Source organism: Streptomyces sp. NPDC048211, from assembly GCF_043202315.1.
Taxonomy (GTDB): Bacteria; Actinomycetota; Actinomycetes; order Streptomycetales; family Streptomycetaceae; genus Streptomyces.
On sequence record NZ_JBIDAD010000002.1, the window covers coordinates 369,038 to 386,985 of the forward strand.

At 73.1% G+C, this 17,948-nt stretch carries 17 protein-coding genes; 8 read left to right on the top strand and 9 right to left on the bottom strand.

Translation table 11 applies throughout. The annotated features are described in order from the left end of the window. The first annotated feature begins 103 nt into the window (after positions 1-103). The 6 genes from ACGFZA_RS08545 to ACGFZA_RS08570 all read left to right on the top strand — a co-directional run bounded on the left by ACGFZA_RS08545 (position 104) and on the right by ACGFZA_RS08570 (position 4,530). The gene (locus ACGFZA_RS08545) at positions 104-406 is read left to right on the top strand and encodes an urease subunit gamma (RefSeq protein ID WP_393678279.1); all 303 of its coding nucleotides are present in this window, start codon (positions 104-106) and stop codon (positions 404-406) included. Further along, positions 403-732: an urease subunit beta gene (locus tag ACGFZA_RS08550; protein WP_385273264.1), complete on the top strand. Its 330-nt coding sequence runs from the start codon at positions 403-405 to the stop codon at positions 730-732. Before ACGFZA_RS08545 ends, ACGFZA_RS08550 begins: the two co-directional genes overlap by 4 nt. Before the next feature lies 1 nt (position 733). After that, positions 734-2,437, top strand: a complete 1,704-nt coding sequence (locus ACGFZA_RS08555; protein WP_393678282.1) for an urease subunit alpha — start codon at positions 734-736, stop codon at positions 2,435-2,437. Continuing rightward, positions 2,437-3,102 carry an urease accessory protein UreF gene (locus tag ACGFZA_RS08560; protein ID WP_393678284.1) on the top strand — a complete coding sequence of 222 codons (666 nt, stop codon included), beginning with the start codon at positions 2,437-2,439 and terminating at the stop codon, positions 3,100-3,102. Before ACGFZA_RS08555 ends, ACGFZA_RS08560 begins: the two co-directional genes overlap by 1 nt. Positions 3,103-3,169: 67 nt before the next feature. Continuing rightward, positions 3,170-3,820, top strand: a complete 651-nt coding sequence (gene ureG / locus ACGFZA_RS08565; RefSeq protein ID WP_385273412.1) for an urease accessory protein UreG — start codon at positions 3,170-3,172, stop codon at positions 3,818-3,820. Further along, positions 3,817-4,530: an urease accessory protein UreD gene (locus tag ACGFZA_RS08570; protein WP_393678286.1), complete on the top strand. Its 714-nt coding sequence runs from the start codon at positions 3,817-3,819 to the stop codon at positions 4,528-4,530. The genes ureG and ACGFZA_RS08570 overlap by 4 nt, the downstream gene beginning before the upstream one ends. An 81-nt stretch (positions 4,531-4,611) precedes the next feature. Here ACGFZA_RS08570 and ACGFZA_RS08575 read toward each other — a convergent pair whose 3' ends face one another. After that, positions 4,612-5,895, bottom strand: coding sequence for an MFS transporter (locus tag ACGFZA_RS08575; RefSeq protein ID WP_393678288.1), 1,284 nt, complete (start codon positions 5,893-5,895; stop codon positions 4,612-4,614). Between the two features lie 290 nt (positions 5,896-6,185). Next, a complete protein-coding gene (locus ACGFZA_RS08580) occupies positions 6,186-7,868 on the bottom strand; it encodes a carboxylesterase/lipase family protein (RefSeq protein WP_393678290.1) in 1,683 nt (560 codons plus the stop codon). 99 nt (positions 7,869-7,967) lie between these two features. Between ACGFZA_RS08580 and ACGFZA_RS08585 the strand changes: the two genes are divergently transcribed. Continuing rightward, entirely contained in the window at positions 7,968-8,891 is a 924-nt protein-coding gene (locus ACGFZA_RS08585) for a MerR family transcriptional regulator (protein WP_393678292.1), read from the top strand. Positions 8,892-9,115: 224 nt separating this feature from the next. Here the strand turns inward: ACGFZA_RS08585 and ACGFZA_RS08590 are convergent, their stop codons facing one another. Then, a complete protein-coding gene (locus ACGFZA_RS08590; RefSeq protein WP_393678294.1) occupies positions 9,116-10,159 on the bottom strand; it encodes a hypothetical protein in 1,044 nt (347 codons plus the stop codon). A gap of 250 nt (positions 10,160-10,409) precedes the next feature. Between ACGFZA_RS08590 and ACGFZA_RS08595 the strand changes: the two genes are divergently transcribed. After that, positions 10,410-11,003 (top strand): dihydrofolate reductase family protein, encoded by a 594-nt coding sequence (locus ACGFZA_RS08595; RefSeq protein ID WP_385273240.1) that lies wholly within the window; start codon positions 10,410-10,412, stop codon positions 11,001-11,003. Here ACGFZA_RS08595 and ACGFZA_RS08600 read toward each other — a convergent pair. The 6 genes from ACGFZA_RS08600 to ACGFZA_RS08625 form a co-directional block, all read right to left on the bottom strand. Next, the gene (locus tag ACGFZA_RS08600; RefSeq protein ID WP_385273237.1) at positions 10,955-12,106 is read right to left on the bottom strand and encodes a zinc-binding dehydrogenase; all 1,152 of its coding nucleotides are present in this window, start codon (positions 12,104-12,106) and stop codon (positions 10,955-10,957) included. The genes ACGFZA_RS08595 and ACGFZA_RS08600 overlap by 49 nt on opposite strands. Continuing rightward, a complete protein-coding gene (locus tag ACGFZA_RS08605; RefSeq protein ID WP_385273234.1) occupies positions 12,103-12,405 on the bottom strand; it encodes a putative quinol monooxygenase in 303 nt (100 codons plus the stop codon). Before ACGFZA_RS08605 ends, ACGFZA_RS08600 begins: the two co-directional genes overlap by 4 nt. Before the next feature lie 7 nt (positions 12,406-12,412). Further along, positions 12,413-13,072 carry a glycerol-3-phosphate responsive antiterminator gene (locus ACGFZA_RS08610; RefSeq protein WP_393678297.1) on the bottom strand — a complete coding sequence of 220 codons (660 nt, stop codon included), beginning with the start codon at positions 13,070-13,072 and terminating at the stop codon, positions 12,413-12,415. A 28-nt stretch (positions 13,073-13,100) separates the two neighbouring features. Beyond that, positions 13,101-14,654 (bottom strand): FAD-binding oxidoreductase, encoded by a 1,554-nt coding sequence (locus ACGFZA_RS08615; RefSeq protein WP_393678299.1) that lies wholly within the window; start codon positions 14,652-14,654, stop codon positions 13,101-13,103. Then, positions 14,651-16,324: an FAD-dependent oxidoreductase gene (locus ACGFZA_RS08620; RefSeq protein WP_393678301.1), complete on the bottom strand. Its 1,674-nt coding sequence runs from the start codon at positions 16,322-16,324 to the stop codon at positions 14,651-14,653. The genes ACGFZA_RS08615 and ACGFZA_RS08620 overlap by 4 nt, the downstream gene beginning before the upstream one ends. A 78-nt stretch (positions 16,325-16,402) precedes the next feature. Continuing rightward, positions 16,403-17,947 carry an FGGY family carbohydrate kinase gene (locus ACGFZA_RS08625; protein ID WP_393678303.1) on the bottom strand — a complete coding sequence of 515 codons (1,545 nt, stop codon included), beginning with the start codon at positions 17,945-17,947 and terminating at the stop codon, positions 16,403-16,405. Position 17,948 lies beyond the last annotated feature (1 nt).

The following is a 17,948-nucleotide window of genomic DNA, read 5'->3' on the forward strand; positions in this document are numbered from 1 at the left end:
GCGGTGCGCCGCAAGTTGCCACGGCGTGACCCGGGGGCTTATAAGAGGAGGGTGGCCGAGGCGATTCCGGGAATTCCGGGGACTGCCGCCATGGAGGTTTCCCATGTTTCTCACTCCGTCCGACACGGAGAAATTGCTGCTGAGTGTGGCCGGAATGGTCGCCCGTGACCGGCGGGAGCGGGGCGTACGTCTCAACTATCCCGAGGCGGTCGCGCTGCTCGCCTGCTGGGCGATGGAGCGGGCCCGTGAAGGGGCTCGCGTCGCCGACCTCATGACTGCGGGGCGTTCCGTTCTCACCCGTGCTGACGTGCTCGAAGGCGTCCCGGAGATGCTGCGCGACGTCCAGGTCGAGGCGACCTTCCCCGACGGGCGCAAGCTTGTCACGATCATCTCGCCGATTCCGTGATCCCCGGCGAGATCCGGACCGGATCCGGCGTGCTGCACGTTAATTCCGACCGCCCGAAAATTCAGCTCACCGTGGTGAACGACGGAGACCGCCCCATTCAGGTGGGATCTCATTTCCATTTCTTCGACGCCAATCCCGCTCTTTCCTTCGACCGTTTGTCGGCGAGAGGATTCCGGCTCGATATTCCCTCCGGCACGTCGCTGCGCTTCGAGCCCGGCGTCGGTGCGGAGATCACGCTCGTCGCGCTCGGCGGACGCGGGACGGTGCCCGGCATCGTCGTCAGCGCCGCACCCCGGGCGGACCCCCCGGCAGAGGAGGCCGTGTGACATGGCACAACTGACCCGCGCCGCCTATGCGTCGCTCTACGGACCCACCACCGGCGACCGCATCCGGCTCGCCGACACCGACCTCTGGATCGAGGTCGAGGAGGACCGCTGCTTCGGCGGCGAGGAGGCCGTCTTCGGCGGCGGCAAGTCCATCCGCGAATCCATGGCGCAGGCCACCACCTCGCGCGCCGACGGCGCCCTCGACCTGGTCATCACGAATGCCGTGGTCCTCGACCACTGGGGCGTCGTCAAGGCAGACGTCGGCATCCGGGCGGGGCGGATCGTCGCACTCGGCCGCTCCGGCAACCCCGACATCGCCGACGGGGTCCATCCGGAGCTCGTGATCGGGCCCGGCACCGACGTCGTCTCCGGCGAGGGCCGCATCCTCACCGCCGGGGCCGTCGACACCCACGTCCACTTCCTGATGCCGGAGACCCTCCGCGAGGCCCTGGCCACCGGCACCACGACCGTCATCGGCGGCGGCACCGGGGCCACCGAGGGATCCAAGGCCACCACGGTCACCCCCGGCGCATGGAACCTCGCGATGATGTTCCGGTCCCTGGAGCACGTCCCGCTCAACGTCATGCTGTTCGCCAAGGGCTCCACCGTCGGCGAAGATGCCCTGCGCGAGGCGGCGCTCGGCGGGGCGGGCGGCTACAAGGTCCACGAGGACTGGGGTGCCACACCCGCCGCCATCGACGCGGCGCTGAAGGCCGCCGACACCTACGGGCTCCAGGTCGCCCTGCACGGCGACAGCCTCAACGAGGCCGGCTACGTCGAGGGGACGCTCGACGCCATCGCGGGCCGCTCCATCCACGTCTTCCACGCAGAGGGCGCCGGCGGCGGGCACGCACCCGACATCATCACCGTGGCCTCCCACCCCCACATCCTGCCGGCGTCCACCAACCCGACGCTCCCGCACACCGTCAACACCGTCGACGAACACCTCGACATGCTGATGGTCTGTCACCACCTCAACCCCCGGGTGCCCGAGGACCTCGCCTTCGCCGAGTCCCGCATCCGCGCCACCACCATCGCGGCCGAGGACGTCCTCCACGACATCGGCGCCCTCTCCATCACCTCCTCCGACGCCCAGGCCATGGGCCGCATCGGCGAGGTCATCTGCCGCACCTGGCAGGTCGCCCACGTCATGAAGCAGCGCTTCGGGGACCGCGGCAGCGCCCTGCCCGCCGACAACGAACGCGCCCGCCGCTACGTCGCCAAGTACACGATCTGCCCCGCGGTCGCCCACGGCATCGACCACGTCATCGGCTCCGTCGAGCCGGGCAAGCTCGCCGACCTGGTGCTCTGGGACCCGGCGTTCTTCGGTATCCGCCCCGCCGCCGTCATCAAGGGCGGCATGGTGGTGTGCGCCCCCCTCGGTGACGCCAACGCGGCGATCCCCACCACCCAGCCCGTACTGCTGCGTCCCACCGCCGCCGCCGGAGCGGCCGCACACCTCTCGGTCGGCTTCGTCTCCCCGGCCGCCCTGGACGACGGACTCGCCGAACGGCTCGGTCTCGTACGCGAACTGGTCGCCGTGCGCCCCACCCGCCACCTCACCAAGGCCGACCTGCCGAACAACACCGCCCTCCCGGTCATCGAGGTCGACCCGGAGACCTTCGCCATCCGTATCGACGGAGAGCTCGTCGAACCGTCACCCGCCACCGAACTGCCGCTGACCCAGCGGTACTCCATGTTCTGATGACCTCCTTCGCCTCCCTGCTGCTCGCCGACGGACGGCTTCCGGTCGGCGCGTACACCTACAGCGCGGGACTCGAACCCGCCGTCGAGGCCGGCCTCACCCGCGACCGGATCCCCGCACTCCTGAAGGCCCGGCTGCACACCACCGCCGTGACCGAGGCGGCCGCCGCCGTCCTCGCCCTGCGGGCCGCCGGACAGGACCGCGTCGACTACGGACCCGTACAGCGGGCCCTCGCCGCCCGGACGCCCGCCGCACCTCAGCGCGAGGCGTCGAAGACGCTCGGCCGGGGCGTGCACCGGCTGGCCCGTCGGCTGGCCCCGGACCACCCGGCGGTCACCGCGCTGGCCGCCCTGAGCACCCGGCCCCTGCGGCCGGTCACGCTCGGCGCCCTCGGAGCCGTACTCGAGGTCACCGAGGCCGAACTGGTGCACGCGGTCGTCTACGACGAGCTCCAGACCGTCGTTTCCGCCGCCCTGAAGCTGCTGCCGGGCGACCCGCTCGACTCGGTCGCCCACATCCTCGCCGCCGAGCCCGACGCGGCGCGGGCGGTGACCGCCGCCCTCGCCGTGCGGAGCCCGGACCGGCTGCCCGCCCGTACCGCCCCGCTCACCGAACAGTGGGCGCTCGAACACGCACGACGCGAACGGAGACTCTTCCTTGCCTGACAGCGACACCACCCACGCCCCGCAGCCGAACCCCCACTTCCACGAGCCGCTCAACCAGCCGCGCGCCCTGCGCCTGGGCGTCGCAGGACCGGTCGGCACCGGAAAGAGCTCCATCCTGGCCACCCTGTGCCGTGAGCTCGCCGGTGAACTGTCCATGGCGGTCGTCACCAACGACATCTACACCGACGAGGACGCCCGCTTCCTGCGCTCGGCGGGCGTCCTGCCCACGGAACGCATCCGCGCGGTCGAGACCGGGGCCTGCCCGCACACCGCGATCCGCGACGACGTCAGTGCCAACCTGGACGCCGTCGAGGACCTGGAGGAGGCGTACGGGCCGCTGGACCTGGTCCTCATCGAGAGCGGCGGCGACAACCTCACCGCCACCTTCAGCCCGGCCCTCGCCGACGCGCAGCTCTTCTCCATCGATGTCGCGGGCGGCGGCGACGTGGCCCGCAAGGGCGGCCCCGGCATCACCGGCGCCGACCTCCTGATCATCAACAAGACCGACCTCGCGCCCTATGTGGAGGTGGACGTGGCCGCGATGGTCGCCGACGCCGAAGCGGCCCGCGGCGGACTTCCCGTGCTCGCCCTGTCCAGGAAGGACCCGGCCTCCGTCGCCGCACTCGCCGACTGGGTACGGTCCTTGCTCGCCCGTCACCGCGCGGGCTCCCATGTGCCCACGGACCCGGGCCCCATGGCGCCCCACAGCCACTCGTGAACGAGCCGGTCGTCGTCGGCGTCGAGCGTGACGCCTCCGGCCGCCACCTGGCGCGCGAGCTGCGGCCCGGCGCATTCCTCGCCCCACGGCCCCTGATGCCGGCGGAGGACCGGATACGCGTGGCCCTGGTCGGCACCCGGGCCGGGCTGCTGGCCGGTGACGACCTGGGGCTGCGGATCACGGTCGGCCCGGGCGCGCGCCTGGAGCTGGTCGAACCGGCCGGTCTCGTCGCCTACGACCACCGGGGCGGCAGCTCCCGCTGGCGGGCCCGCGTCGACATCGCCGAGGGCGGTGAACTCCTCTGGCACGGACTGCCGTTCGTGGTCTCGGACGGGGCGGACGTCGTACGCGAGATGGATGCGCGGCTGGCCGCGGGGGCCCGGATGCTGTGGCGCGACACCCTGGTCCTCGGCCGCTCCGGTGAACGGGGCGGGAGTCTGCGGGCCACGACCCGGGTGACGTACGACGGGCGTGAACTCCTCGTGGAGGACCTCGACCTGACCGACCCGGACGTGCGCCGACTGCCCGGAATCCTCGGCCCCCACCGCGTCATCGGCGCCGTCACCGCACTCGGTGCGAGCCCCGCCGGACCGCACCCCTACCGTGCCGAACTGGCGGGCCCGGGGGCGCAGGTGCGGCTGCTGGACACGGTCGCCCCGGCTGTCGAGGCGGAGCTGACCCGGGTCTGGGAGTCCTGGCTCACCTGTTGATCTGTGCCACGCACAGAGAATCCGGAGGGGCCTCGGGCAGTGGCGAGGCCCCTCCCGCCCTGAGAGCGGACGGTGGCGCGATCATGCTCCGCCGACCGCGTCCCTGCTCGCCGCCCCGGTGCCCGCTGCCCCCGTGTCGGCGGTCCGGGACCGGCGGGAACGGAGGTGCGTCACCGTCGCCGCACACACCAGCGCCGGGGCGGCCGCCAGGGCGAAGCACAGGGCGAGCGGCAACCGGTCGACGAGCAGCCCGATCACGGCGGTGCCGCCCGAGGACCCCGCGTTGAACGCCGTATTGACCCAGGCGCCCGCCTGCGTCCGACGGCCGGCGTCGACGGACTCGTCGGCGATCAGATACGCGGTCGTGAGCGCCGGAGCGACGAACAGCCCCGCCGCCGCGACCAGCGCGGCGAGCACGTACAGATCCCGTGAGAGCCCGGCCGCCAGCAGCGCCGCACCCAGCGCGGCGGCGACCACCGGCAGCCGCACCCGGGCGGCCGACCTCCACCGCACCGCCCCGTAGGCCAGACCGCCGACGGCGCTCCCGGCCGAGAGCGCGGCCAGCACCCAGGACACGGCCGCCGCCTGATGGAGCCGCTCGGTGAACGCCACCACCAGCAGGTCGAGTGCCCCGAGGCAGAGTCCCACGGCGGCCGTCACCAGCACCGCGTGCCGCAGCGCGACGATGCCGTGCAACCGCGGCCGGGGCGCACCGGGGGTGGCGTCCGGCTGCCGGGCCGTGTGCGCGCGGGCCACCGCGGGCGACGACACCAGCGCCGACGCCCCCACGAACACGAGCACCGCACCGGCCAGGACACCGGCCGCCGGCTCGGTGTGCGTCACGACGATCCCCACCAGCAACGGGGCCGTGACGTACGTCAGTTCCTCCGCGACGCCGTCCAGGCTGTACGCGCGCTGCAACAGCTCCCGGTCCGGGACGAGACTGCTCCACACCGCCCGCATGACCGGGCCGAGCGGCGGGGTGCAGGCGCCCGCCGCGGTGGTGAGCCCGCCCAGCAGGAGCGCCGGGGCGCCGCGGTGCCAGGTGGCCAGGGCGATGACGGCGAGCAGGGCGGCGTACAGCCCCGCCATGGGCGGAAGGGTCCGGCGCGGTCCGTACCGGTCGACCAGCGCGGCGCGGGCCGGGGAGAGGCAGACGCTCGCGGCCCCGAACAGGGCCATGGAGCCGCCGGCCACGGAGTACGAACCCGTGGCGTCCTTGAGCGCGAGCAGGAGGGAGAGGGGGGCGACGCCGTAGGAGAGCCGCCCCAGCAGCGCGGCGGCGAAGGGGCGCACGGCGTGCGGGGTCCGGAGCACGGCGGCGTAGGAAGGCGCGCGCGAGGGCGCGGAAGAAGACGTGAACACGATGACATTCCTCGTGAGGGCAGTGCGGAGACCCGGCGCTGCGGGCATGCGGGGACACCGGAGTGCCGCACCCGGGCAACGGGTGCGGGCGGTGCGGGGCCCTACGCACGAGGAAGGAACATGCGGGCAAATTATCAGAGCGCACGCCGCGACGGCAGTGCGCCCTGAAGGATGTGCGGGAGGTGGTCACCGTGCTTGCCGTGCGGGGCGAGCCGGACGGCGGCACCTTCCGACGGGAGGAGCGGGCCCGGTCGGCGTACGTGAACGGGAACCGGCGCCGACAGTGGGAATCAGCCCGGCACACCGTTCCAGAAGGCGCAGTGGTGCGCCTCGTACGTGTCGCCGAGGCGGATCGCCCCGGGTCCGGGGGCCAGCGACAGTACGGGGCCCGTGGTCCCCAGGGCCGGCCAGCGCGGAGCGCCGGGAGTGTTCGGGTTCCCGGTGCGGGCGAAGGACGACCAGTAGCCGATCATCCGGTCCGACAAAACGCGCTGCGCGTCCGTCAGGGACCGTTCGGTCGGTACGGAGGAGAAGAGATAGGGCAGTTCGAAGCCGTGGGCCGACCCGTAGGGGAGATCGGGATGCGCCGGCAGGCCGGTGAGGACAGGGGCGCCCGGATCGTCGAACTCGTAGCCGTAGAGCGGGAGCCGAGGCGCTTTCGTGGCGATCTCGCGCCCCGCCTCCAGTGTGGTGCAGGCCAGGGAACGGTCGGTCAGCGCGGCGGACCAGGCCAGCGCCGGGGTCGGGTAGCCCGCCGCCGGGTAGCGCGCGGCCACGTCGGCCGCGGCCGGGCCGAAGGCGTCGTCGAGGCGGGCGCGGTAGTCCGCCTCGGTCCGGATGGGGTACGCGGCGAGTGACTGGCCGACGAACATCCGCATCTCGTCGTGGTTGGTGCCCTGGACGAGCGGAACCCGGTGGAAGCGGCCGGAGGCCAGGGCCCTGCCCGGCGCCGCGGGCAGCAGTGGGTTGCCGAAGGCGGGGCGGTTGAAGGACTGCATCAGTTGCGCGGTGGCGAGGCGTTCCGTGCTCTGCCCGCGCAGGCAGGCCAGTACCCGGGCGTCATCGTCCGCCGCGCAGCCCAGCTGTCTCGCGGCCAGCTCCCCGCTGTCCTGGACGTCGCGTTCGGCGGCGAAGGGCTCGTAGGCCGGTGTTCCGGGGCCGAGGGCGCCGGGCGGGAACGACATGAGACAGGAACCGCTCTGCAGCACCGCCCGCCGGAAGAGCCCGGCCGCGCCCGGGGAGGTGAGGTGCGCGCAGACGCTCAGGGCGCCGGCGGACTCGCCGAACAGCGTGACGGCGCCGGGGTCGCCGCCGAAGCGCTCCGCGTTCGCCCGTACCCAGCGCAACGCCGCCTGCTGGTCGGCGAGGCCGAACGGCGGAGCGGAGCCCAGGGCCGGATGGCCGAAGTAACCGAACACGCCGAGACGGTAGTTGACCGTGACGACGAGGCTGTCACCGCGCACGGCCAACTGCTCGGCCCCGTAGTCGTCTCCGGACCCACCGAGGAACGCCCCGCCGTGCAACCACACCAGTACCGGGCGCCGTTCACCGGCGGGCGGCCGCGCGGACGGCGCGGTGACGTTGAGGTAGAGGCAGTCCTCGGATCCGCTCACGCCGTCCGTACCGGGCATCGGCATCTGTACGCAGCGCGGGGCCGGAGCCGTGGCATCCCGCACTCCCCGCCATGCGGGCGCCGGTGCGGGCGCCCGCCAGCGCAGCCGGCCGGTGGGAGGCGCGGCGTAGGGAATGCCGTCGAAGGTGATGTACGAGCCGTGGGCGGCACCACGGACCAGGCCGTGATCGGTCCGTACGACAGCTTCCGTACGAGATCCTCCGGCGCGCGGAGGTACCGCGGCCGCCGTCGTGACGGACACGGCCGCGACGGCGAACAGGACGGCCACGCGCAGCAGTCGGAGGCTGTGCGCCCGCAGGCTGCCCCGCCGGCGCGGGCGTGGTGGTGGGATCCAGGACATAGGCACTCCAGTATCTCGACAGTGTCTCGACGGGCCGGGCCGGAAGCGGCCGGTGCTCAGTACGCTAGAAGCTCCCGCGCACTGGAGGTTCAAGGGTCTGTGACGCACCGCACATGGAGCATCGGTGAACTCGCCGCCGGGACGGGCGTCGCGGTGAAGACGCTGCGCTACTACTCGGACAGCGGTCTGCTGCCGGTCGCGGAGCGCAGCAGCGGAGGCCACCGGCGCTACGGCCCTGCGGCGTGGGAGCGGATCGCGCTCATCAGACGCTTGCGGGCGCTGGACACCCCGATCGCGACCATCGCGCGTGTCGTGAGCGGTGAGCAGGGGCTCGGTGATCTCGTGGACACCGAACTCGGATCCGTACAGGCTCAGTTGGTGCAGCTGCGATGGCGGCAGGCGACGCTTCGCGCCCTCGGTGACTGCGCGGACGGCGAGCGGCTGCGCCGCCTGGAGATCCTCGCCCGGGTGCAGCGGCTTCCGCAGGCGCGGCGGGACCTCACCGAGCACTGGTACCGCGAGCTGCCCGCGGACATGCCCAAGCGGCGGCTCGACCTCATGGTCGCCATGCTGTCGCCCGAGCCCCCGCCCGACCCCGGCCCCGCCGCGGCGCTGGCGTACGCCGAGATCCATGTCCTGGTCTCCACGCCCGGTTTCACGCGTTGGACGGGGGACCACGAGGAGGAGATGCGGGACGCGCCCGCCTTCTACGGCGAGATAGACGAGGCGGCCGCCCTGACGGCCGCCGCTGTGAAGGAGGGGCTGCCGCCCGGCCCCGGGGAGGCGGTCAACGCCTTCGTGTCCGCCCACGCGCGGGCTCGAAGGGAGTCGGACACCCCGGCCTTCCGCCGCTTCCTGCACGTGCTGGTCTCCAGGTCGTCGGGCTTCGACCCACGTCTGCGACGCTACTGGGGCCTGCTGGACACCGTCACCGGCGGGCGCTCGCTGAACATGACAGCGGCCCACGCCTGGCTGACCGAGGGGCTGAGCCTCTCGATCCCGGAGGACTCACCGGCCGGTTGATCCCGCGCGACGGCGTGCCGTGCCGTCGCGCGGCCGGCGGCGGAAGGACCCGTACCCGTACATCGCCCTCCTCAGTCCGTACGCCTACGGCGGATCCCGCCACGGAGCACGCGTCCACACCGCCACCGGATCGACGGACCGCCCGACTACGGGGCCGTCACGGCCACCTTCTCGGACGACCGTTACCCGGCTGAAGTTCGACAGGGACTTCGGCGGAACAGCCCTCAGCCGGTGGTGATCTCCGGGTTGGCCGCCATGACGGACTCGGTGGCCGCCCAGAGCCGGGGCAGGAACCGCAGGACCTCCGCCCGCCGGACCGTCAGGTCACCGGGCGACGCGATCCCGGTGAGGTCGGCGACCGCCTCCCGGAACGCCGGCAGGCGCGCGGCGTGCAGTGCGGGGGCGTCGGCCGCCAGCACCGTGTGGCAGCGGGCGAGCGTCGCGATGACCCAGAAGACGGCCTCACGGTGCTCGCCCCGCTCCAGGAGTTCCCGGCTGCCGTCGACCGCGATGGGCCGCGCCTGCGCGGTGAGGTCGCTGCTGAAGAAGAACGGTGTGCGGGCCACCGGGACCGTCGCGTCGAAGGTCCGGGTCAGCTCGCCGACATGGCGGCGGACCACACCGGGGGACACATCGGCGCAGCCCAGGAGTTCCAGCAGCTCCCGGTAGAGCTCGGGCTGCCCGTACGCGTCGAGGACGTCGCGCGCGGCCAGGTAGCGCAGCCGGACGGTCGGGTTGCGCAGCGCGGCGACGAGCGGCACATGCGTGGTGACCCCGGTGGGGAACATCCACGCCGTCACCTGTTCGTGGAAGGGGGCGCCGGTGTCGAGCGCGGCCAGCCGGCTCTCGACGCGGTGCCGGGCGTCCAGGCACCGGCCGCGCACCGCGTCCCGCCCGGCGAACCGGGGCGCGACGGCCGCGTGCAGGGTGCGCAGCGCGCCGGTCGGGTCGTCGATGACAGTGTCCGTGCGGAAGCTGCCCGCCAGGTGGTACGAGGTGAGCACCGTCTCCGGATCGCGCAGTTCGGCCCACGGCACGAGACTGATCTCCAACAGGGCGCCCTCGTAACGGAGTTTGCCGGGCTTGAGGGGCGGATCGTCCTCCTCCGTGACGATCATGACGTCCACGTCGGAGGAGGGCGCCAGCTCGGCGTCATCCGGCCGGCCGACGGTGGACCCGCTGAAGTAGGCCCCCCGGTAGCCGGGGGTGCGGCGGGCGTGCGCGGCCACCCAGCGGGCCGCGCCGGCGCGTGCGGATCCGACTCTCATCTGGACGACTCCTCGGTGCATCGGGCGTACCGCCCCGCAGCGTAGATCACGGCGTTCGGCGCCGAAACCGACACCTCGATCACCCGACGCCGGACAGCCCGGTCGTCCGACGTCGCGAACCGCTGTCCGCGAGGTCCCCGGACCGCGAACCGCCGCCGGGTAGGGTCGGCAGCGCCCGGAGCCGCGTCCGGCCCTCCCACGCCGGAGGGGCCCGGCACACCCGCCCCCGACACCACCGGTGAGGTCCGCGATGCGAAAGATCATCTACTCCATGTCGATCTCCCTAGACGGCTTCATCGAGGGCCCGGACCACGACATCGGCTGGCACCGGGTCGACGAGGAGCTCCACCGCCACTTCAACGAGCAGATCGCCGCCCTGGGCGGGTTCCTGCACGGGCGGGTCGTGCACGAGCTGATGGCGGAGTTCTGGCCCACCGCCGACGAGGACCCGGCGAACGCGGGAGCGGTGGCCGACTTCGCCGTCATCTGGCGGAACATGCCGAAGTACGTCTACTCCCGCACCCTGGACCACGTGGACTGGGCCACCGAGGTGCTGCACGACGTCGTGCCCGAGGAGGTGAGGGCGCTGAAGGAGCAGCCCGGTGGTGACCTGGCGGTCGGCGGCGCCGACCTCGCCGCCTCGTTCGCGGAGCTCGGCCTGATCGACGAGTACCGGGTGTACGTCCATCCGGTCCTCATCGGCCGCGGACGGCCGATGTTCCCGGTCACGGACACCACGACCCCGCTGCGGCTGACCGGCACCCGGACCTTCGGCAGCGGGGTCGTGGAACTGCGTTACGAACGCGAGGAGGCCGCCAGCAGCCCCGAGGTGTCCAGTACCTGACGGATCGCCCGGCCCGAGGCCAGTTCCTCCATCGCGTGGTTGACCTCGTCCAGGGCGAGGGTGCCGGTGTGCATCTCCTCCACCGGCATCAGCCCCGCCCGCCACAGGTCCAGGAACCGGGGGATGTCGCGGCGCGGGACCGCGTCGCCCATGTACGAGCCGAGCAGCGACTTGCCCTCGCCCGCGAAGGCCAGGGCCGGCACCTCCAGCACCCGGTCGGGGGCGGGCAGGCCCACCGAGACGACCTTGCCGCCGCGGGCCACGGCGGCCAGGCACTCGGCCATGACCTTGGGGCTGCCGACGGCCTCGACCGCCACCTCCGCCCCGCCGGACGTCAGTTCGCGGATCGCGCCGAGTGCCTCGTCGGGGGCGTACGTGTGCGTCGCGCCCAGCCGCAGCGCCAGCGCGCGCTTCTCCGGCACCGGGTCGACGGCGACGATCGGGTACGCGCCGGCCGCCCGCGCCCCGAGCACCGCGGACAGGCCCACGCCGCCGAGCCCGTAGACCACCGCCGACTGGCCGGGGCGCAGCGCCGCCGTGTTGATGACCGCACCGGCGCCGGTGAGCACCGCGCAGCCGAACATCGAGGCCACGGTGAACGGGATGTCGCGGGGGATCGGCACCACGGACTCCTGGGCCACCACCGCGTACGAGGAGAACGCCGAGACGCCCAGCTGGTGGTGGACCGCGGCGCCGGAGTCGTCCGTCAGCAAGGACGGACCGTGCAGGAGGGCGCCGGACCCGTTCGCCGCGGCGGCCGCCGCGCACAGGGCCGGGCGGCCCGCGGCACAGTCGGCGCAGAAACCGCAGCTCGGCACGAAGACCAGAGCCACATGGTCACCCGGGGAGATCCGGTGGACGCCCGGTCCGGTCTCCTCGACCACACCGACCGCCTCGTGGCCCAGGGCCATCGGCAGCGGCCTGACCCGGTCGCCGTTGACGACGGAGAGGTCCGAGTGGCACAGGGACGCGGCCGCGACCCGGACCAGGACCTCGCCCTCGCGCGGGGCGCCGAGGTCCAGTTCCTCCACCTCGACCGGGCGGGTCCGCGTGTAGGGCCGGGCGGTCGATATTCCGCGCAGGACGACGGCCCGGGTCCTCACGCGGTCACCTCGTCGCGGGGTGCGCAGCGCAGGACGTCGCGGCTCTCCAGGAGCGGGACGACCTTGCCGAGGACGATCTCCCGGAAGTGCGGGGTCGCGCAGTGCGCGGTGAAGTCGGCCTCGGTCGCGTACTCCTCGTAGAGCACGATCGTCCGCGGGTCCTCGGTGCCCTGATGGACCCGGTAGGCGAGGTTGCCGGGCTCCTCGCGGGAGGCGGCTGCCATGGTGTCGAGGAGCGGGAGGACGGTGTCCTGCTCGCCCGGATCGGTGCGGTAGCGGGCTACTACTACGTAAGTCACGGCGGTACTACTCCTGGGGTGGGACGGGCCTCTTGAGCGCGGCCGGCGGGACCGGCGGCAGCTGGTCGCGGCGCAGATGCCAGAGGCGGGGGTCGGACGTGGCGGCCGCGGCCGACCCGAGGGCCAGCGCGAGCGCCACGTCCGCGGGGCACTCCACGAAGCCCGCGGCCACCGACGGGGACATCGCGCGCTGGGACTGCGCGCTCATCCGGGCGATGATCGGGGCGGGCATGATCTCGACCAGGTCCGGCGCCCCGCGCGAGATCGCGTCCGTGGAGCGGCGCAGATTGGACCGGTCGGTGACGAACACCTTCATCATCGTCAGCAGGCCGAGCGGGCGGCCCTTCTCTATGAGCGAGAGCCGGGTGCTGACCACGCCGTGCGCGCCCATGTTCTTGATGAACTCCAGCGCGCCCCGGTCCTGTGCGAGACCGGGGCTGCTGTCCACGTTCACGAACACGAGCTTCCCCGCCCGGCCCAGCGCCGGGACGACCTGGGGCAGCTGCCCCACCGCGAACGACGCGAGGATGCACACCTTGGCCGGCGCGGTCAGGAACTGCCGCAGCGGCTGGGTGCCGACGACCGACGCGATGACGGGCACCTCGGCGAACGCCGAGGTGAGCCGCGGATCGAGCGGTGCGCCGGACCGGGACGGGGAAGGGGTCATGGCACAACCTGCCTGGAAGAGTGCTGGGTCAGTTCAGCGGAGACGTACCGAATCGGCTGGGAAGGCCCAGTTTGCCAGGGTTGAGAATGCCGGCCGGGTCCAGGGCCGCCTTCACCGCGACGAACGTCGCGAAGCCCGCGCCCAGGGATTCCCGCAGGTAGGGGCCGCGCAGCAGTCCGCAGCCGTGGTGGTGGCTGAGCGCCGCCGCGTGCTTGATGAGGACGGCGTTGGCGGCGTCCCACACCGAGCGGTACCAGTCGCGCCGGGCCTCGGGGGCCACCTCGCCGCGCAGCGAGAAGTAGACGCAGGCGCCGTCGGTGTACGCGTGCGACTGGTGGGCGGATGCGGCCAGCGTGCCCTCCACCGACTGGATCGCGGCGACCACCTCGTCGTAGATCACCGGGAGGCCTGCCCAGGACGCGGCCATCTCCAGGGTGTCGGCGACGAAGCCCGGACCGGGCGTGAAGCCGTCCGCGGACTTGCCGACCAGCATCCGCTCGTCGAGCCAGCGCTCGAAGACCGCCTGCGAGTCCAGCTCGGGGCCGTACGCCGAGCAGACCTCGGCCGCCACCTTGATCGAGGCGTCCACGATCGCCGGGTCGCCCTCGTCGGCGATCAGCAGGAGGTTGGTCTCCGGATGGCCGAAGTGCGTGCCCGATTCCAGGGCGTCGTACAGCCGCAGGACGGCCGGGGTCGCGCCGCGCTGCATGATCTTGCGGCACGCGTCCAGGCCCTCGGCGAAGGTCGCGAAGCCGAACGCGACGGCGTTCGCGTACTCCGGCAGCGGGTGCACACGCAGCCGGGCCCCGACGATGACGCCGAGCGTGCCCTCGGAGCCGATGAACAGCTGGCGCAGATCCGGCCCGACGGCGGCACGGGCGTAGTCGCCGTACGTGGCGCGGGTGCCGTCCGCGTGGATCACGTCCACGCCCACGACCATGTCCTCGATCTTGCCGTAGCGCGTCGAGAGCTGGCCGGCGCCGCGGCAGGCGATCCAGCCGCCGACGGTGGAGACGGCGAACGCGGAGGGCCAGTGGCCCGTCGTGACGCCGTACTCCTCCTGGAGCCGCTTCTCGAAGAGGTCGCCGAACATGCCGGCCTGGACGTCCACGACGTTCGACTCGGCATCGAATCCGGTGATCTCGTTCAGCCCGCACACGTCCAGGACGACGCCGCCGAAGACGGGGAGCGCCGCCCCGGTGACGTTGGAGCGGCCCGCGGACGGGGTGACGGGGATACCGGCCTCGTGGCAGATCCGCAGCACGGCCGCGATCTGGTCCGCGTCGGCCGCCTCGACGACCACGGCGTCCGGCGTCGCGGGACGGCCCTCGGTCTCGCCGATCATCGAACCGGCCCACCAGTCACGGGTCCGGGTGACGACCTCGTCGCGCTCCACGTGCACGGCCTGCGCGGCCTCGCGCAGCGCTGCGACCACGGTTTCGGGGACCTCGACCGGGTCGACCTGGAGCGCGGCCTCGCCGTCGCCGATCGGGGTGTTCTGCGCCCACTTGGCGAAACTGGGAGCACCGATCGTGTAGTTGCCCCGGTTGAACGGGTGGGTGATGGTCTGACGGCTGATCATGCTGCTGCCCCTTCGAGGAGTACGGACTTTTCGTGACGGACGGCCGCGAGGTAGTCGGAGACGGAACGCTCCACCTCGGCCTCCGTGAGGTTCAGTTCGCGGCCGAGGATCGCGCCGACCGCGCCCGCCGCCTCGGCGGAGGCGTCGCGGGCGAAGAGCCGGGCGCGCATCCGGCGGGAGAGGACGTCGTCGACCGAGCGGGCGAGCTCGGCGCGCGCCGCGTAGACGACCTCGGCCTTCGTGTAGGGAAGTCCCGCGACGATGGGCTCGGCCAGCGTCGGGTCCTCCTGGATCAGGTCGCCGACGAAGCGTGCCTCGGTGCCGAAGCGCTCGCCCAGATGTGCGGCGATGCCACCGGAGGCGGCCACGGCCTCGGCGTCGTAACCGGCGCCGCCGAGCAGCGGAAGGTCCGTGGTGCGGCTCCTGCCCTTGCGGCCGAGGACGGTCATCACCTTGTCGATGACGAGCTCGCCCATGTGCCGGCTGGTGGTGAGCTTGCCGCCGGTCACCGTGACCATGCCGGTGCGGCCGACGCTGATGTGGTGGTCGCGCCGCATGTCGAGCGTCGCGCCCTCCTTGCCGCCGACCAGCGGACGCAGCCCGCCGATGGAGCCGACCACGTCGTCCGGGGTGAGCTTGCCCTCGAACGCGGTGTTGGCGCCCTCCAGCAGGAAGTCCATCTCCTGACGCGTGCAGTGCACGTCGTCGGGGGAGCCCTGGTAGTCCTCGTCCGTGGTGCCCAGCACGACGCTGTTGCCCCAGCGGGTGCACGTCGCACGGCGGGCCCGGCCGGGGATCGGCACGGTGACCGTGCAGTTGATCCGCACCTTGTCCCACGGCACCACGATGTGCACGCCCTTGGCGGGCCGCACCTGCGGCTTGTGGCCGTCGACGGCCTTCGCGTCCAGCTCGTCGGTCCACACACCGGTGGCGTTGACCACGGCCCGCGCCCTGATGTCGACGCTGTCGCCGTCCACCTCGACCCGGGCGCCGGCGACCCTGCCGCCCTCCATCAGCAGACCTTCGGCCTTCGCCCCGTTGAGGACCGTCGCGCCGAGCGCCGCGGCGGTCCGCACGATGGTCAGCACGAGACGCGCGTCGTCGGTGCGGGCGTCGAAGTACATCAGTCCGCCCTGGAGGTGCTCCGCGCGCAGCGTCGGCGCCTGCGCGAGGACCTCCGGGACGGTCAGCCGCTGGTGCAGCTTGCCGATCCGCCAGCCGCCGACCAGGTCGTACGTCCACAGCAGCCCCTCGAAGCCCTTGGCGAGGCGGGCGTCGAAGATGCCCTCCTTCTCCAGGATCGGGAAGAGGAACGGCAGCCGGTGCACCAGGTGCGGGGCGTTCTTGCGGAAGCGGTGCCGCTCCAGGAGCGAGTGCCGTACGAGGTTGACGTTGCCCTGCTCGATGTAGCGCAGGCCCCCGTGCACCATCTTCGAGGACTTCGACGACGTGCCCGAGGCGAAGTCGTCCTTCTCGACCAGCGCCGCGCGCAGGCCGCGCGAGGCGGCGTCCAGCACGGCGTACGCCCCGGTGATGCCGCCGCCGATGACGAGTACGTCGAACGTGTCGTCGGCCAGTTGCCGCTTGGCCGCCGCGCGGTCGAGCAGCAGGGGCGTGCGGCGGGTCGCCGCGGCGCTGCGCCGCGGTTTCCGGGCGGGCATGGTGATCACAACATCAACTCCTGGTGTTTCGGTGCGGCGGCCGCGTGGTCGGGTGTCCGGCCGCCGCCTGCTGACGGTGAGGGGCCGTCAGTGGGGTGTGAGGGCGGGGTCCTTGAGGTGGCCGATCAGCACGTCGCGCCAGGCGGCCCGCTGTTCGGCGCGTTCGTCCGCGCCGATGGAGGGTTCGAAGACCCGGCCGTGCGGCTGCGCCTCGACGATCTCTTCGAGCGAGCCCCACAGGCCCTGGGCGACCCCGGCCAGATAGGCGGTGCCGCGCAGGCTGGCGGTCGCCGAGTCGGCGACCCGTTCCAGCGGCAGGCCGGTCAGGTCGGCCTGGATCCGCATGAGCGGGTCGCTGCCCGCGACCCCGCCACCGACCCGGAGCCGGGTGAACGGGGCGCCCATCGTGGCGGCGACACCGTCGACGAGGTCGCACACCGAGTGGGCGATGCCGTCCAGTACGGCGCGGGCCAGGTCGGCGCGGGTGGTGGCGAGGGTGAGCCCGGTGAGGGAGGCGGTGGCCTCCGGGTGCCAGACCGGCGTACGGACCCCGGCGAGCGCCGGGACGAAACGAGGGGTGCGGCCCGGCCGGGTGGGGACCCGGCCGGCCTCCTCACCGAGCTCCTTCGGCGAGGCGAACAGGCCCAGGTCGTCGCAGAGCCAGCGCAGCGCCGATCCCGCCGTGGAGGTGTAGGCCTCCAGGCTGAAGTGGCTGATCCCGCCCTGCCGCCGGCCGGGCTGGGCGAGCACCCCGGAGATGTCCGGCCGGGGCAGGGCGGGCGTGGTGCCGGTCGCCGCGTCGACGAACGCGCCGGTCCCGTACATGCACATGCCCTGCCCGGCGGCCAGGCCGCCGAGCGCGATCAGTGCGGCGTGCTGGTCGCCCATGGAGGCGGCCAGCGGGACGGCGATGCCGAGGGCGGCCGGGTCGGTCGTGCCGAATCCGGCGTCGTCCGAGCGGAGTTCCGGAAGCAGGCCGAGGGGGAAGCCGAGATGGCTGATCCACTCCTCGTCCCAGGCGTGCCGCTCCAGCAGGTAGCCCCCGCTGGAGGCGGCGTTGGTCGGGGTGGTGGCGTGCACGGCGCCGCCGGTCAGCCGCCAGATCAGCCAGGTGTCGACGGTGCCGAACAGCAGCCGGCCCTCGCGGTGTGCGGCGGACACCTCCGGGTGCGCGGCGATCTGCCGGGCGGCCCAGAGGAACGGCGCGCGGGCGCCGACCGGCCGGCCCTGACGGGCCAGCAGGGCGGCGTCCCACCGCGCCTCGTGAGCGGTGAGCTCGGCGGCGTACCGCCGGTCCTGCCACACCACGGCGGGCAGCAGCGGCTGCCCGGTGACCCGGTCCCAGAGCATCGCGGTGGCCCGCTGGGTGGAGAGGGCGACGGCGGTGAGCTCGATCCCCTCCGCACGGGCGGCGCCGACGGCCCGGCGCGCCACGTCGAGGGTGGCGGTCCAGATCTCCATCGGGTCCTGCTCGACGGAGAGGTCGTCCGGATGGCTGACCGCGATCGACCGGTAGAACACCTCGTGCGCGGCGCCGGAGTCGAGGACGACTCCGGCCCTGGTGCCGGTGGTGCCCTCGTCGATGGCCAGCACACCGCGCCGGGGGGAGGCGCCGGGGAGCGTCTGCGTCATT

Coding starts and splice junctions, on each gene's coding strand:
- ACGFZA_RS08545 (WP_393678279.1), top strand. CDS start 104: ATGTTTCTCACTCCGTCCGACACGGAGAAATTGCTGCTGAGTGTGGCC.
- ACGFZA_RS08555 (WP_393678282.1), top strand. CDS start 734: ATGGCACAACTGACCCGCGCCGCCTATGCGTCGCTCTACGGACCCACC.
- ACGFZA_RS08560 (WP_393678284.1), top strand. CDS start 2,437: ATGACCTCCTTCGCCTCCCTGCTGCTCGCCGACGGACGGCTTCCGGTC.
- ACGFZA_RS08580 (WP_393678290.1), bottom strand. CDS start 7,868: ATGTCCTGGATCCCACCACCACGCCCGCGCCGGCGGGGCAGCCTGCGG.
- ACGFZA_RS08590 (WP_393678294.1), bottom strand. CDS start 10,159: ATGAGAGTCGGATCCGCACGCGCCGGCGCGGCCCGCTGGGTGGCCGCG.
- ACGFZA_RS08595 (WP_385273240.1), top strand. CDS start 10,410: ATGCGAAAGATCATCTACTCCATGTCGATCTCCCTAGACGGCTTCATC.
- ACGFZA_RS08610 (WP_393678297.1), bottom strand. CDS start 13,072: ATGACCCCTTCCCCGTCCCGGTCCGGCGCACCGCTCGATCCGCGGCTC.
- ACGFZA_RS08615 (WP_393678299.1), bottom strand. CDS start 14,654: ATGATCAGCCGTCAGACCATCACCCACCCGTTCAACCGGGGCAACTAC.
- ACGFZA_RS08625 (WP_393678303.1), bottom strand. CDS start 17,947: ATGACGCAGACGCTCCCCGGCGCCTCCCCCCGGCGCGGTGTGCTGGCC.